Raw genomic sequence first — 14,297 nt, forward strand, 5'->3', positions numbered from 1 at the left:
TGGCTTGTCGCGCAGTTCCCCGCGCCCCTGAAAACCGTGCTGTTTGGTACCTCCAGGCGGACAGGTACGCCACCGGGTACAGGCCCGTGGGCTTGGGTGCCGCCGCCGCGCTGCCCGGCACGGCGAGCAACGCGGCGGCGGCGATCAGGGTGACACTGAGGGGGGCGGAGTTGCGCAGAAGTCCGATGAAACCCCGCCCCGCCGGGTCAACTGCTGCTGACGGTCAGGTTGTTGGCCGCGAAGTCCAGTCCGCCGGACGAGCTGGTGATCTCGAAGCCGAACTGCACGTCGCCGATGGTCTCGTTGCCGAACCAGCCCTTGGTGTCCTTGATCCACTTCAGGATCGGCAGGATGTTGACGGTGCCGGAGCTGGAGTTGGAGGTGCGGACGAAGGAGAAGACCTCGTTGGCCCCGTTGTTGCCCTTGTAGACGGTCCAGGTGTGGCCGCCGAGCGTGAGGTTGCCCTGTGAGGTGCCGAGCGGGCCGACGGCTCCGGTCTTGTTGACCCAGAGCATGATCTCGTAGTCGTAGTCGGTGTCCCAGATGTCGTACGACGTGTTGTACGCGCCGGACGACGGCACCGTGACGTTGTAGCTGCTGGAGAGCGAACCGAGCGAGGTGATCGACTTGTTGATCACCTTCTTGGAGTTGGGGTAGGACTTGATGCCGCCGGTGTTGGGGTGGTTGGCGTTGACGCCCCAGTTGGTGCCGGAGTTGGCCCAGATGCACTGGGCGCCGGCGCCGGAGCCCCAGATGTTGTTGTAGAGGGTGTAGCCGTTGAGGGTCGTGTTGCCCCACTGGTCGCAGGAGCTCCAGACGGCGGCCGAGGCGGGGGCGGAGGCGAGTCCGACGGTGGCGCCGATGGCCATCGCCGGTGCCAGCACGGCCATGGTGATCTTGCGCAGAGTGCTCTTTGCCATGGTGTCCCTTTCCATGGGTGGGGGGAAATGCGGGGGTTACCACGCCTCCAGACGGAGGACGTGGTCTTCTCCTGCGACGAGGTCGAGCGGTTCGGCGCCGGAGGAAGTCCTCAGTTCGACGCGGTGGGTCCGGGTGGGGCGGATCACCGCGATCACTTCGGTGGGGTTCCAGACGAGGTCAAGCTCCGCCCCGAACCGGGTGCGGATGCCTCGTAGTTCGCCCTGGGGGCAGGTGGCGGGCACCGCCGGCAGCAGCACCAGCCGGTCCGGCGTCGAATGCACGAGCATCTCGACGAGCACGGCGGGCAGGGTGTGGGCGGCGTCCGCGTTGTAGACGTCCCGGTTCGGGTAGTGCGCGCTCATCAGCGAGTCGTGGAAGAAGTCGCCTTCGAGCACCTGGCCGAGGGCGTGCGCGACCCGCTCGCCGTCGCGCAGACGGGCGGCGACGAGGGCGTGGTGCAGATGGCCGTGGGCCGAGTCGTTCTCGGAGCCCCGGAGTTCGAGGGCTCGGTGGGCCGCCTTGGCGAGGTCGGGGGTGTCGTAGGGAGTGATCTCGTCGAGCGGCCACACGCCGTAGAGATGGCTGAGGTGGCGGTGGTCGTAGGTGTCGTCGAGGCCGGGCCAGGCCCACTCGGCGAGGGCGCCGTCGGCGTTGGTCCGGTGGGAAGGGAGGCGGTCGGCGAGAGCGCGCCAGACCTCCGCCCTCTCCGGGTGGTACGCGGCGGCCGTGAGCAGGGCGTGGCGGGCGGCCGAGAGGTCCATGGCCGCGTTGATCGCGCCCCAACTGGCGTTCGCGGGGCGGTTCTCGGGCGAGTAGGAGGGGACGACGACGAGCTGGCCGTCGGCGTCCGTGCGGGTGAGGAAGTCCTCGTAGAACAGGGCGACTTCGGCGAGGGCGCGCGCGGTGCGCGGGTCCTGTTCGCCGCGGGTCTCGTCGTGGTCGACGAGGGGCTTGAGCAGCCAGTCGGCACCGGCCGTCCACAGGTGCAGCGGGTACTCGCGGCTGAAGTGGTACGTCAGCCCGGACTCGCCGTCGGAGTGCGGCGGGGCCACGACTCCCCGGGCACCGAAGATCTCGCGGGCGTTGTCCTGCCAGTCCGGTATCTGACGCTGAATCAGGGAAGCCAGGGCTTCGGTGACTTCGGGGAGCGCCGCGCAAGCTGCCGACGCGGTCTGGAGGTTGACGTTGGCGTCGTTGGTGAAGGCTCCCGCCCATGCCGTGTCCCAGTCGCCGGTCCACAGGCCGGTGAGGCGGGGCGGGCAGAGGCCGCTGGAGGAGAGCAGGTGGTAGCGGCCGGCGGCGAAGAGGCGTTCCAGGAGTGCGGGGCTGTCGGGGCACCGGAGCAACTCCGACCCCGGCAGAGCACGTTCGGCGGGGTCGGCGCCGAGGTCGAGGGTCACGCGCCGGTAGGCGGCGCGGTGCGACTCGGTGTGACGGGCGAGGAGGTGGGCGTACGGGTCGCCGTGGCCCTCCGGCAGCAGCTCGCCCAGGGCGCGGGCCTCGGCGAGCGCGTCGGGCTCGTCGGTGTGCCGTAGCACCCGGGTCAGGAGCAGGACGGAGTCCGCGCCGGTGATGCGGAGGCCGGGCGGCGTGAGGGTCGTACGGCCGCCCGTGACCGCGACGAGTGTGACGCCGGTGTAGGCGCGGTCGCTGCCGGGGTAACGGGCGCGCAGGGTGAGCAGGGCGCCCTCGGGGGTGAGGACGGCGCCGTGGCCGACGGCGAGGTCGTGAGGGGCGTTCGGGAGCCGGTGGTCGAGGGCGATCTCCAGGTCCGGGGTGGTGACCTGGATGACGATGACGTCGTCGGCGCGGGAGACGAAGACACGGCTCAGGTCACCGTCGTACTCGGTCTGCGCGACGCCGGTGGTGAAGTCGACGGAACGGCGGTGGTCGGCGTTCTCGACCTGGGTGGGCCGTCGCAGCCGTATCGCGAAGGCCGGGTGGAAGGGCTGCACCCACTGGAGCTCGCGCCGGTCGGTGAAGCCCTCGGCAGCGTGCAGGTCTCCGGCGAGCAACCGGTCCTGGAGCGCGGGGAGTTCGGCGGCGAGCCGGGGCGGGCGGGCGTGTTCGGCACCGTTGGGGCGGACCAGGGTGTGGTGGGTGACGACGACCCGCTCGTCGTTCGGAGCGCCGAACAGAAGAGCGCCGTGACGGCCGTTGCCGCTCAGGAAGCCGTCCTCCCAACGGGCGGCCGGAGCGGGTTCCCAGGTTCCGTGGACGGGGCCGTCGCTCATGGTTTGAGTACCGCCACTCCGTAGCGGTCCAGGGTCACCTGGTCCGTGCGGGGCTCCCCCGTCAGCAGGTCCTCGTGGGTGCCGGGCACGTCGACCGTCACCGACTCGCGCCCGTGGTTCAGCAGGAAGAGCAGCTCGCCGCGGCGGACCGCCTCGACGCGGTCGGGCAGTCCGTCGAGGACGGGGTGCGCGCCCGCGTCGTAGGCGATACGGCTGAGGAGCTCGCGCAGGGCGCCCGGCTCGGGGAGCGTCGAGAGGTACCAGGCGCGCCCCTTGCGGAGCACGGCCGGCAGCCCGTCGAGCTCACCGCCCTCGTAGGCGGCCTCTGTTGTGGCCTCCTCGGCCTTGTCGATCTCCTCCGACCACAGCGTGCCCCGGAACCCGTCGCACTCGGCGTGCTCGCCCGCGTCGAGCGGCCACCACTCGTGCAGGGTGCGGATGCCGAACAGTTCACGCAGCCGGGCGTCCATGCCGCCGGGGCGCACCCGGTCGTCCTCGTCGGCGATGCCGGTGAGGAAGCCGGAGACGAGGGTGCCGCCCTGGCGGACGTAGGCGAGGAGGTTGTCGATCGCCGTGTCGGTGAGGGCGTACAGCTGGGGTACGACGACCACCTTGTAGGCGGTGAGGTCGTGATCGGGGTGGGCGAAGTCGGTGGTGAGGTGGGCCTCCCAGAGGGCGCGGTGCCAGGACTTCAGGACGTCCGGGTAGTCGACCTCGCTGGACAGGCGGCCGTCCTGGGTGCCGGCCCACCAGGAGTGCCAGTCGTGCAGGATCGCGATGGTGTTGGCGGTGTGACTGTCCGTCACCTCGCCGGAGATCCGCGCCAGTTCGGCGCCGAGCTGCTTGACCTCCTGGTAGGTGCGGCCCTCCTCCCCCGCGTGACTGACCATCCCGGAGTGGAACTTCTCCGCGCCCTGCCGGGACTGGCGCCACTGGAAGTAGCAGACGGCGTCGGCGCCGCGGGCGACGGCCTGAAGGGACCAGAGGCGGTTCAGGCCACGGGGTTTGGGGTGGTTCACGCCCCGCCAGTTGACCGGTCCGGCGGCCTGCTCCATGAGCATCCAGGGCCCGCGGGCCTGCGAACGGGTCATGTCCTGTACGAGGGCGCCCTGTTGGGCCCCCAGGGGATCACGGGGGTCGGGATAGAGGTCGACGGAGACGACGTCCTCCTCCTCGGCCCACCGCCACGCGTCCTGACCGACCCACAGCGGCATGAAGTTGCTGGTCACCGGGATGTTCGGGGTGGCCTGCCGGACGATGTCCCGCTCGGCGAGGTAGCACTCCAGGAGCATGTCGGAGGTGAAGCGCCGGAAGTCCAGCACCTGGGTGGGATTCTTCATGTAGTGGGCGTGGCGGGGGGTGTGGATCTCGGCCCAGTCGCCGTAGCCCTGGCTCCAGAAGGCGGTGCCCCAGGCGGTGTTGAGGGCGTCGAGGGAGCCGTATCTCCGTTGGAGCCAGCCTCTGAACCGGGCGGCGGCCTCGTCGCTCCAGTCGAAGGTGCAGTACTCGTTGTTGATGTGCCACATCGTGAGGGCCGGGTGGCCGCCGTAGCGGGCGGCGAGGTCCTCGGTGATGGCGGCGGCACAGCGGCGGTAGGTGGCGCTGGAGTGCGAGAAGTGCTGGCGCCCGCCCCAGTACTCGGTGCGGCCGTCCTGGTCGACGGGGAGCGTGTCGGGGTGGAGGTGGCCCATCCACGGCGGGGGCGAGGAGGTCGGGGTGGCGAGGACGACCCCGATGCCGTTCTCGTGCATCAGGTCCATCAGCTGGTCCAGCCACCCGAAGTCCCGCTCTCCGGGCCGGGGTTCGAGCTTCGCCCAGGAGAAGACGCCGAGGGTGACGGAGTTGACACCGGCGGCCTTCATCAGCCGGACGTCCTCGTGCCAGGTCTCCTCGGGCCACTGCTCGGGGTTGTAGTCGCCGCCGTAGAGGATGCGGCCGCGGGTGGCGTCCTGGAGTCCCGGTGTCACGCCGGCTCCCCGTACTGGATGCCCCGGCCGTTGGTGGCGATGTAGACCCGGCCGTACAGCCGCGGGTCGGCCGCGATCGTGGCGCCGATCCAGCCCCACTGGTGCTGGTCGTCGTTGACGCGCACCCAGGTCTTCGCGCCGTCGTCGGAGCGGTACACGGCGGTGATCGTCTCCGTGGAGCCGACCTGGTAGACCGCCGGGTAGTCGGCGCCGTCGGCGGCCTTGCCGAAGGCGAGGGTGTACGAGGCCCAGCAGCTGGTGAGCTTGGTGAAGGTCGCGCCCCCGTCGGTGGACCGGTAGAGGCCGTTCCACTTGGTGCTCAGCCACAGGTCGCCGGAGCGCCCCGGGGCCGCGGCCAGCTGGAACTGGCTGTCACCGGAAGGCAGTCCGCCCGCACGCCCGGTGAAGGTGAGACCGCTGTCCGTGCTGGCGAACAGGGTTCCGGTGTCGGTGTCGTAGGCGTAGAAGCGCGTCGGGTCGGCCGGGTCGGCGATCGGGGTGGCGCCCTTGGGGAAGGTGGCGACCTCGGACCAAGTGGCCCCGTTGTCGGTGGAGCGTTGCGCGGGGTACTTGGTGCCGTCCCAGTGCACGAAGGTCCACAGCAGCACGCTGCCGTCGCTGTTGGTGGCGATCGGCCCCGGCGCGTCCTTGGCGAGGGCGGGCTGGGCCGCGAAGGGCGCCCAGGACCTGCCGCCGTCGTTCGAGAAGGCGCCGTTGCCGTGGTCGCCGAAGCCCGTGCGGACGACGTACGAGGGCTTGGCCGCGGCCTGGGCGAGCCCCGTCGCGGACCCGAACACGGGGTTGTCCGCCATGCCCCGCGACGGCGACGCCGTGAGCCGCTCGTGGTACATCACCCCGATGTCCCCGAGGCCGCTGAGCAGGTGCGCCTCCCCGGCCGGGGGCGAGATCAGCTGACGTACGGAGGTCTCTTCCAAGCCGCGGATCTGTGGGGCCCAGTGCTTGAGGTCGCGGGTGCCGTAGAGGGTGGCGCCGGTGCCGTAGACGATGTGCTTCGAGTCGTACGGGTCGACGGCGAGGGCCTGGATCCACCAGCCGAACTTGGGCTCGTCGGCGCCGAAGGTGAGGAACGGGGTCTCGGACACGTCGAGGACCGCGGACTCCTTCAGAGAGGTCCAGGTGCGGCCGGCGTTCGTGGTCCGGTACAGGGTGTCGCCGGCCGTCCACCGGTTGTTGGTGGAAACGACGACGGTGCCGGGGCGGCGGGCGTCGACGGAGACTCCGCCGTACCCGAAGGTGTCACTGCCACCGGGCGGGACGGGGGTGACGTCGGTCCACTTGCCGCTCACCGTGGCCAGCTTGTGCACACTGCCGTCGGACTGCCCGTTGGGCCCGGGTGCGTTGGCGTAGGTGACGTACAGCTCATGGGTGTGGCAGTCGTACGCGGCCCGGATCGGCACCTTGGCGTTCGTGCCGGAGGGCTGCGAGGGGACGGCTTCCCAGGTGGTGCCGTCGGCGGTTCTGTAGAGGTTCGGGGTGCTGCCGTCGGAGTCACCCCAGCCGACGTAGAGGACCCGCCCGGCGGCGACGAGAAGGGTGACGCCCTGACCGCTGCCGCTCGGGGCCCCCGGGAAGCCGCTCGCGACGGCCCAGGTGGCGCCCCGGTCGGTGGACTTGAGCAGCCCGTCGTGTCTGGTCCCCAGCCACAGCGTGTCACTGTCCCGGGGATCGACGAGCAGCCGCTCCCCGGCCCCCCGCCCGTCCTCGTTCCCCCCGAGCTTCACGGACAGATCGGCACGGGCCCAGGTCGCCCCCCGGTCCTCGGACCGCAGCACGGCCCCGTTGCCGGCCCAGGACTGCGCATAGGTACCGAGTGCGAGGTAGAGCCGGTCGGGATGGGCGGGGTCGACGGCCATGGCCTCGACACCCAGCAGGTTCCAGTCGTCCCACCCGAGATCGTCGTTGAGCGGAATCCAGCGCGCGCCCCGGTCGTCCCACCGGTAGGCCCCGCCGATGTCGGTGCGGGCGTAGGCGAGCCCGCGCACGGAGGGATGGAAGAGCACACCGGTGACGAACCCGGTACCGCCGATGACGACGTTGCGCCAGCGGTAGGAGGGCGTGGCGGAGTCGGCGGCCGCGGCGACCCCCGGGAAGGACGGAAGAGCGGTGATCGCGGCGGCGGCAGCGGTCCCGGCAAGAACAGCACGTCGACTAAGCCCGAACGCAAGCATGACAAACCTCGCTCTGAACTAAGGGAAAGTGAACCCACTCAGGGGCGCGGGAACTGCGCGACCAGCCACACGGCAGCCGCAGACAACAAACGACCGTCAGCCCTTGACCGCGCCCGTCAACATGCCCTTCTTGAAATGCCGCTGCACGAACGGAGAAGCCACCGCAACAGGAATCAACGCCAGCACCATCACGGCCATCTGCAACCCCAGCGACGACAACTGCCCCGTACGAACCGCCTGCTGCAACCCCGTAGGCGCTTCCGTGTTCTTCTGCACCAGCTGAATCAGCACGTTCTGCAACGGCATCATCGACTGATCGCTGAGATAGATCGACGCGTTGAACCAGGCACTCCAGTACCCGACCGCGTAGAACAGGGAGATCACGGCCAGCACGGCCCGGGACAACGGCATGATGATGGTCAGCAGAATCCGCATGTCCCCGGCGCCGTCGATCCGTGCGGACTCGGTGAGTTCGGGCGAGATCCCCATGAAGAAGGCCCGCAGCACAAGGATGTTGAAGACACTCACCGCACTCGGCAGGATCAGCGACAGATACGTGTCCGTCAGACCCAGCGACTGCACCAGCAGATAGGTGGGAATCAGCCCGGCCCCGAAGAACATCGTCGCCATCATGGTCATGAGGAAGAACCGATGGCCCAGACTCCCCGGCCGCGACAGCCCGTACGCCGCCAGCACCGACACCGCCATCGAGAACAGCGTGCCGACGAGGGTGACCCCGACCGACACCATGATGGCCCGGCTGACCTGCCCCCCGCTGAGGAGTTCCTTGTAGTTGACGAAGGTGATGCCCTGGGGGATCACGACGAGCCCGCCGACCCGGTCGATCACCGGCTTCGGGGAGAGGCTGGTGACGATGACGATCCACAGCGGACCGAGCACGCCCAGGCTGCACAGGAGAAGGAGACCGCCCTTGGCGGTGAGTCCGGCCTTGTTGGGCTCCTCCTCCCAAACGGGCCGGGCGGGGGCCTTGAGACTGCGGATGAGCTGCGTGTTGAGGCTCACTTCTGGTACACCCCCTGCTCGCCGAGCAGGTGCGCGAACTTGTTCGCACCCAGGACGAGACACACTCCGATGGCTCCCTTGACGAGGCCGACCGCGGCCGCGTAGCTGAAGTCGCCGTTCTGGATACCCATGTTCCACACATAGGTGTCGAGGACCTCGCTGGCCCCGGCCCCGACCGCGTACCGCTGGAGCAGGAACTGCTCGAAGCCGACGCTGAGCGCGTCACCGACCCTGAGGACCAGCAGCAGCGCGATCACCGGGCGCAGCGCGGGCAGCGTGACGTGCCACATACGGCGCCAGCGCCCGGCGCCGTCCATGGCGGCGGCCTCGTACAGATCGGTGCTGACGGCTGCCAGTGCGGCGAGGAAGACGATGATCCCCCAGCCGGCGTCCTTCCAGACGGCCTGCGCGGTGACCAGGTACTTGAACAGGCCCGCGTTGGTCATCAGGTCGAAGCCGCTCCAGCCGTGGTCCTCCAGGGTCTGGGCGATGATGCCCGCGCCGCCGAAGATCTGCTGGAACACGGTGACGACGAGGACCCACGAGAAGAAGTGCGGCAGATACATGATCGCCTGCGCCACGGCCCGGACCCGGGGCCGGACCACGCTGTTGATGAGCAGCGCGAGGGCGATGGGGATCGGGAAGAACAGCACCAGTTGCAGCACGAACAGCACGATGGTGTTCTTCGCGGCGCTCCAGAACAGCGGGTCGTCGATCATCCGCGAGAACTGCTCGACGCCGACCCAGGGGCTGTGGAAGATCGCGGTGACGCCGTTGCTGGAGACGTACGGGTCGTACTCCTGGAAGGCGACGACGTTGCCGAGCAGCGGGACGTAGTTGAAGAGCAGGAGCAGGACCGTGACCGGCAGCGTCATCAGGATGAGCGTGCGGTCGCGGCGCAGCCGGATCTTGAAGGGCACCTTGCCCGCCCTCCCCGCCTTGCCTTGCCTGCGCGGCGCCCTCTCCTTCGCCGAGGCGGCCACCGCGGCGGCGACCGCGGCCGTCGGTTCCTCGACGGCCGCGGGAGGACGAGTCCCGTCGGGCCTGCTCCCGGCCGTGAGAGACATCAGTTGCCGCTGCCGTTCTTGTCGATGAGCTCCTTGTACCAGTCGCGCAGCTTGTCGCCGCCGGAGGACTTCCAGGTGGAGATGGCGGCCTGTACGTCCGAGAGCTTGCGGTTGCCGCGCACGTAGTCGATCTCCAACTGCTCGAACTGGCTGGAGAGGTTGGCGTAGCGGGTCGGCTCGACGATGTTCATGCCGAAGGTGGACGTCTTCTTCATGAAGGCGCCCATCCGCTGCTGCCACTCGACCTGCTTGCGGGCGATGTCGGGGAAGTCGGGGTGGGCGTAGTAGGCGGCCGGCGCGGCCAGCATCACCCAGGCGTTGATGACCTCGGAGTTGCCGAGGTCGTTCTTGACCGGGACGCCGTCCTTGACCGTGTAGTGGGTGCCCTCGACGCCGTAGTCGACGAGCATCCGCTCCTTGGTGCCGTAGGGCGCGGCCGCGAAGTCGGCGGCGGCCAGGGCGTTCTCGATCGTGGTCTTGGAGGCGCCCTTGCGGATCATCGACCAGATGCCAGCGGGCTGGGCCGCCCACAGCGTCGGGTCGCCGCCGTCGGCGCCGAAGATGTCCATGCCCTCGATCACGAAGTCCGGGTTGGACGCGGCCTGTTCGGCGGTCTTGCCGTACCAGGTGGACATGTCGTTGTTGAAGGCCAGGATCTGCCCGGCGGTGAACCGCTGGCCCTGGTCGCCCGTGCGCGCCTTGTCATCAGGGTGGACCACACCCGCGTCGAACAGCTTGCGGGTCCACTCCAGGGCTTCGAGATACTCGGGCTGCTCGACCCGGTACGTCAGCTTGCCGTCGTCCCCGATGTTCCAGCCGACCGTCCCGGAGCCGCGGACACCGAAGATGCTCCACGCGGTCCAGTTCATGTCACCGCAGGCCCACACCTTGGCCTTGGCGCTGGTGGCCTCCTTCGCCCAACTGAGGAACTCGTCGGGCGACTTGGGTACGGACCAGCCCTTCTTTTCGAAGATGTCCTTGCGGTAGTAGGGAACGATGAAGGACGCGGTGGCGGCCGGCATCGGGATCCCGCGCAGCGCACCGCCGAAGATGCCCATCCGCCAGGCGTCGGACGGGATCGCGGCCAGGTTCGGGTACTTCTTGACCTTGTCGCCCGCGAGGTAGGGGCCGAGGTCCATGAACTTCGCGGTGACGGCGTTCGCGATCTTGCCGACCAGTTCCCAGCCCGGCACGACCACCATGTCGGGTATGGAGCTGGAGGCGAGGACCGCGCCGAGCTTCTCGCCGTAGGTGTTGCCGTCCTGGTTCTGCCAGGTGATCTTGGTGCCCGCGGCGGCGTCGAGGGCCGTGTAGTAGGCGCAGCCGGCCTTCGGCGGGGAGCCCCAGAAGGGGGACATGATCTTGAAGGAGGCGCCGGTGCCGAGCTTCTTCGGGACCGAGGTCTCCAGGGCCGCGAGGTCGACCTTGCCGGTGTAGCCGGAGGCCGAGCCGTTCTTCGACGGAAGGTCCGGATTCGCGACCGTGCTGGCGGCGAACGTCGGGAGCAGCTTGTCCGCGGCCTTGCCCGACGTGGTTCCCTCGCGCGATTCGCTGTCCGAACCGCCGCAGGCGGCAAGCAGCGGCATCCCGCCCGCCACGGCGGCGGTGGCGACCGCTGTCGAGGCGAGGAAACTTCTCCGGCTCGGCCCGGAGGAGGCGGAAGCGGCGTTCGGCGTCATTGCGTCAACCCTTCATGGCGCACCAGGACACCCGGCGGTGGAGCCGTCGGCTGCGGTGTCTTGAGTGGAACTGGCTGAGCTGAAGCGATACTTCGACCGTTGTGACGGAATCCGTAGTCGAAGCGCTTCGATGTTGCTGTGAGGTTAAGTGAACACCCAGGGGTGCACAAGGGTCGTTCCCAAGATTCCTCGGAGGTGAGGGAGGTGACCTTTTCTTATGCACCGCTTGAAGTGACGGTGTTGATCTCTTGACACCCACCCCGGTGTCGAATGAGCATCGAAGCGCTTCGAAAGCATCGAACCGATCCATCACAAGGGGATCCCCACGTGACCGCATACCCGCCGCACACACCGCCGTTTCGCGATCCGCACCTGCCGTTCGCGAAGCGCATCGACGATCTGCTGTCGCGGCTGACCCTCGACGAGAAGATCGGCTTCCTGCACCAGTTCGCCCCGGCCGTCGAACGGCTCGGCATCGCGGAGTTCCGGACCGGCCAGGAGGCGCTGCACGGCGTCGCATGGATGGGCCCGGCGACGGTCTTCCCGCAGGCGGTGGGCCTGGGCGCGACCTGGAACACCGAGCTCGTACGGCGGGTCGGCGAGGCGGTGTCCAAGGAGGTCCGGGCGATGCGCGCCCACGACGACCGCGTCGGCCTCAACGTCTGGGCACCGACGGTCAATCTGCTCCGGCACCCGCTGTGGGGCCGTAACGAGGAGGGCTACTCGGAGGACCCCAAGCTCACCTCCGCCATCGCCACCGCCTACACCCACGGACTGCGCGGCGACCACCCGACGTACTGGCGTACTGCCCCCGTCCTCAAGCACTGGCTCGCCCACAACAACGAGACGGACCGGGCCACCGCGTCGAGCTCGGTGCGCCCGCGGGTGCTGCACGAGTACGACCTGCGGGCCTTCCGCGAGACGGTCGAGGCGGGCGCGGTGGCGGGGGTGATGCCGGCGTACAACCTGGTCAACGGCCGCCCGAACCATGTCTCGCCGTATTTGCGCGAGCACCTGCGTGCCTGGACCGAGGAGGAGCTGCTGGTCTGCTCGGACGCGGGCGCGCCCTCCAACCTGGTCGATCACGAGCACTACTTCGACACTCACGAGGAGGCGACCGCCGCGTCCCTCCGGGCCGGTGTCGACAGCTTCACCGACCACGGCACGGACAGCTCGCAGATGGTCGGGCGGATCCAGAGGGCCTGTGAACAGGGCCTGCTGACCGAGGCCGACATCGACACATCGGTCCGCCGACAGCTCTCGGTCCGGTTCCGGCTCGGCGAGTTCGACCCGCACCACGATCCGCACACGGGCGCCAAGGACTTCGACACCCCGGCGCACCGCGCGCTGGCCCAGGAGGCCGCCGAGCAGGCGATCGTGCTGCTCGGGAACGACGGCGTACTCCCGCTCGCCCCCGACACCCGGATCGCCGTGGTCGGTCTGCTCGCCGACGAGTGCAAGCTCGACTGGTACAGCGGCACGCTCCTGCACCGCTCCACCCCGCTGGAGGGCCTGTACGAGCGGTTCGGCGCCGAACGCGTGGAGTTCGCCGAGGGTGTGGACCGGGTGCGTCTGAAGACCTCTACGGGGACGTTTCTGCACGTCCCGGACTCCGAGGGCAGCGAGGACGAGGTGCGCGGCGCCGACGGCGCCCTGGACCCGGCGCTGCTCGCGGGCCGCACGGACCTGCCCCCGCTGACGACCGACGCGACCGGCACCGAGTTCGCACTGATCGACTGGGACGAGGGCGTCCTGACGCTCCGCGCGCCGGACGGCCGCTATCTCTCGGTCGCGGAGGACGGCTATCTGCGCGCCTCGGCCGACCAGCCCGGAGGCTGGGTCGTCCAGGAGACCTTCCGCCTGGAACCGCACGGCAGCGGTCACCTCCTCAGGCACCTCGGCACGGGCCGCCACGTCACTGTCGCCGCGGACGGAGTGAAGGTTGCCGACGAGAATCCGGAAACCTTTGAGCCGATCATCCTCGAACGCGGCGAGGACGCAGTGACCCGCGTCACGTCCGAGGCCGACGTCGTCCTGGTGGTCGCGGGCAACGACCCGCACATCAACGGCCGCGAGACCGAGGACCGCGCCTCCCTGCGGCTCCCCGCCCACCAGGAGCGACTGCTGCGGGCGGCGCGCGCCGCGAACCCGCGCACCGTGCTGGCCCTGGTCTCGGCCTACCCGTACGCGGTCGACACCTCGGGCCTCGCCGCCGCACTCTGGACGGCCCACGGCGGCCAGGCGGCCGGCACCGCCCTGGCCCGCGTCCTGGCCGGCGACGTCTCCCCCGCGGGCCGCCTCCCGCAGACCTGGTACGAGAACGACGCCGACCTGCCCGGCCTCCTCGACTACGACGTCATCGGCAGCCGCCAGACGTACCTGTACTTCGAGGGCACACCCCTCTTCCCGTTCGGGCACGGGCTGTCGTACACGTCCTTCTCGTACGGCGATCTCGGCGTGCGGATCGACGACGGGGCGGCGCACGTCTCGTTCACGATCACGAACACCGGCGACGTCACCGCCGACGAGGTCGCCCAGCTCTACACCCGCGCGGTCGACCCTGCACTCCCCCGCCCGCGCCGCGAACTGGTGGCCCACCGGCGCGTGACACTCGCCCCGGGCGCCCAGGAGGAACTGTCCTTCGAAGTCCCGTTGCGCGCCTTCGAGTTCTGGGACGTGACACAGGGCCGATGGCGCCTGGAACCCGGCCCGTACGACCTCCTGGCCGGCGCCTCCAGCGAGGACATCCGGCTGCGTACGACCGTACTGCTCGACGGCGAGCCCGCCGCACCGCGTCCCGTGCTCCAACGGGGCCTGGACGGCGCGGACTTCGACGAGCAGAACGGGGTCGAGATCGTCGACCGGACGAGGACGGCGGGCGACGCGGTGACGGCGGCCGAGGGCCGCACCGGCCAACTCGTGTACCGGGACTGCGACTTCGGCGACGGCGTGACGGAGGTGACGGCCCTGGTCTCCGGCGAGGGAGCGGTCGAGCTGTCGCTGGACGGGGGCGCGGTGCTCGCCGTACTGGAGGTGGCGGAGTCCGACTCCGGACCGTACGACTACACCACCCTGGGCGCCGGCATCGTCGCCGAGGGCATGCACGACGTGCACCTCAGGCTGCGCGGCCCGCTGCGGCTCGCGCATGTCGGCTTCTCCGGTTGAGGGGCTGAAGCAGCCGACACAGAAGAAGGGGTCCGGCACCGGAAGGCATCGG

At 69.7% G+C, this 14,297-nt stretch carries 8 protein-coding genes; 1 reads left to right on the top strand and 7 read right to left on the bottom strand.

The features are described 5' to 3' along the window. Positions 1–206: 206 nt before the first annotated feature. The 7 genes from ACI2L1_RS26055 to ACI2L1_RS26085 all read right to left on the bottom strand — a co-directional run bounded on the left by ACI2L1_RS26055 (position 207) and on the right by ACI2L1_RS26085 (position 11,080). Positions 207–920 (bottom strand): hypothetical protein, encoded by a 714-nt coding sequence (locus ACI2L1_RS26055; RefSeq protein WP_404741775.1) that lies wholly within the window; start codon positions 918–920, stop codon positions 207–209. 36 nt (positions 921–956) lie between these two features. Next, positions 957–3,155 (bottom strand): glycosyl hydrolase family 95 catalytic domain-containing protein, encoded by a 2,199-nt coding sequence (locus ACI2L1_RS26060; RefSeq protein ID WP_404741776.1) that lies wholly within the window; start codon positions 3,153–3,155, stop codon positions 957–959. Next, positions 3,152–5,122, bottom strand: coding sequence for a beta-galactosidase (locus tag ACI2L1_RS26065; RefSeq protein ID WP_404741777.1), 1,971 nt, complete (start codon positions 5,120–5,122; stop codon positions 3,152–3,154). The genes ACI2L1_RS26060 and ACI2L1_RS26065 overlap by 4 nt, the downstream gene beginning before the upstream one ends. Continuing rightward, positions 5,119–7,311, bottom strand: coding sequence for a WD40/YVTN/BNR-like repeat-containing protein (locus ACI2L1_RS26070; protein ID WP_404741778.1), 2,193 nt, complete (start codon positions 7,309–7,311; stop codon positions 5,119–5,121). Before ACI2L1_RS26070 ends, ACI2L1_RS26065 begins: the two co-directional genes overlap by 4 nt. A 96-nt stretch (positions 7,312–7,407) precedes the next feature. Beyond that, complete coding sequence (locus ACI2L1_RS26075; RefSeq protein WP_404741779.1) at positions 7,408–8,334, bottom strand: carbohydrate ABC transporter permease; 927 nt, start codon at positions 8,332–8,334, stop codon at positions 7,408–7,410. Beyond that, a complete protein-coding gene (locus tag ACI2L1_RS26080) occupies positions 8,331–9,401 on the bottom strand; it encodes an ABC transporter permease (protein WP_404741780.1) in 1,071 nt (356 codons plus the stop codon). The genes ACI2L1_RS26075 and ACI2L1_RS26080 overlap by 4 nt, the downstream gene beginning before the upstream one ends. Then, complete coding sequence (locus tag ACI2L1_RS26085) at positions 9,401–11,080, bottom strand: extracellular solute-binding protein (RefSeq protein ID WP_404741781.1); 1,680 nt, start codon at positions 11,078–11,080, stop codon at positions 9,401–9,403. The genes ACI2L1_RS26080 and ACI2L1_RS26085 overlap by 1 nt, the downstream gene beginning before the upstream one ends. Positions 11,081–11,407: 327 nt before the next feature. Between ACI2L1_RS26085 and ACI2L1_RS26090 the strand changes: the two genes are divergently transcribed. Beyond that, positions 11,408–14,245 carry a glycoside hydrolase family 3 C-terminal domain-containing protein gene (locus ACI2L1_RS26090; RefSeq protein WP_404741782.1) on the top strand — a complete coding sequence of 946 codons (2,838 nt, stop codon included), beginning with the start codon at positions 11,408–11,410 and terminating at the stop codon, positions 14,243–14,245. Positions 14,246–14,297 lie beyond the last annotated feature (52 nt).

This window comes from Streptomyces sp. NPDC019531, from assembly GCF_044903305.1.
In the GTDB taxonomy this organism is placed as follows: Bacteria; Actinomycetota; Actinomycetes; order Streptomycetales; family Streptomycetaceae; genus Streptomyces.

Excerpts from the sequence above, each read along its gene's own strand:
- ACI2L1_RS26080 (WP_404741780.1), bottom strand. The coding sequence starts at position 9,401 with ATGTCTCTCACGGCCGGGAGCAGGCCCGACGGGACTCGTCCTCCCGCG.
- ACI2L1_RS26060 (WP_404741776.1), bottom strand. The coding sequence starts at position 3,155 with ATGAGCGACGGCCCCGTCCACGGAACCTGGGAACCCGCTCCGGCCGCC.
- ACI2L1_RS26070 (WP_404741778.1), bottom strand. The coding sequence starts at position 7,311 with ATGCTTGCGTTCGGGCTTAGTCGACGTGCTGTTCTTGCCGGGACCGCT.
- ACI2L1_RS26085 (WP_404741781.1), bottom strand. The coding sequence starts at position 11,080 with ATGACGCCGAACGCCGCTTCCGCCTCCTCCGGGCCGAGCCGGAGAAGT.
- ACI2L1_RS26055 (WP_404741775.1), bottom strand. The coding sequence starts at position 920 with ATGGCAAAGAGCACTCTGCGCAAGATCACCATGGCCGTGCTGGCACCG.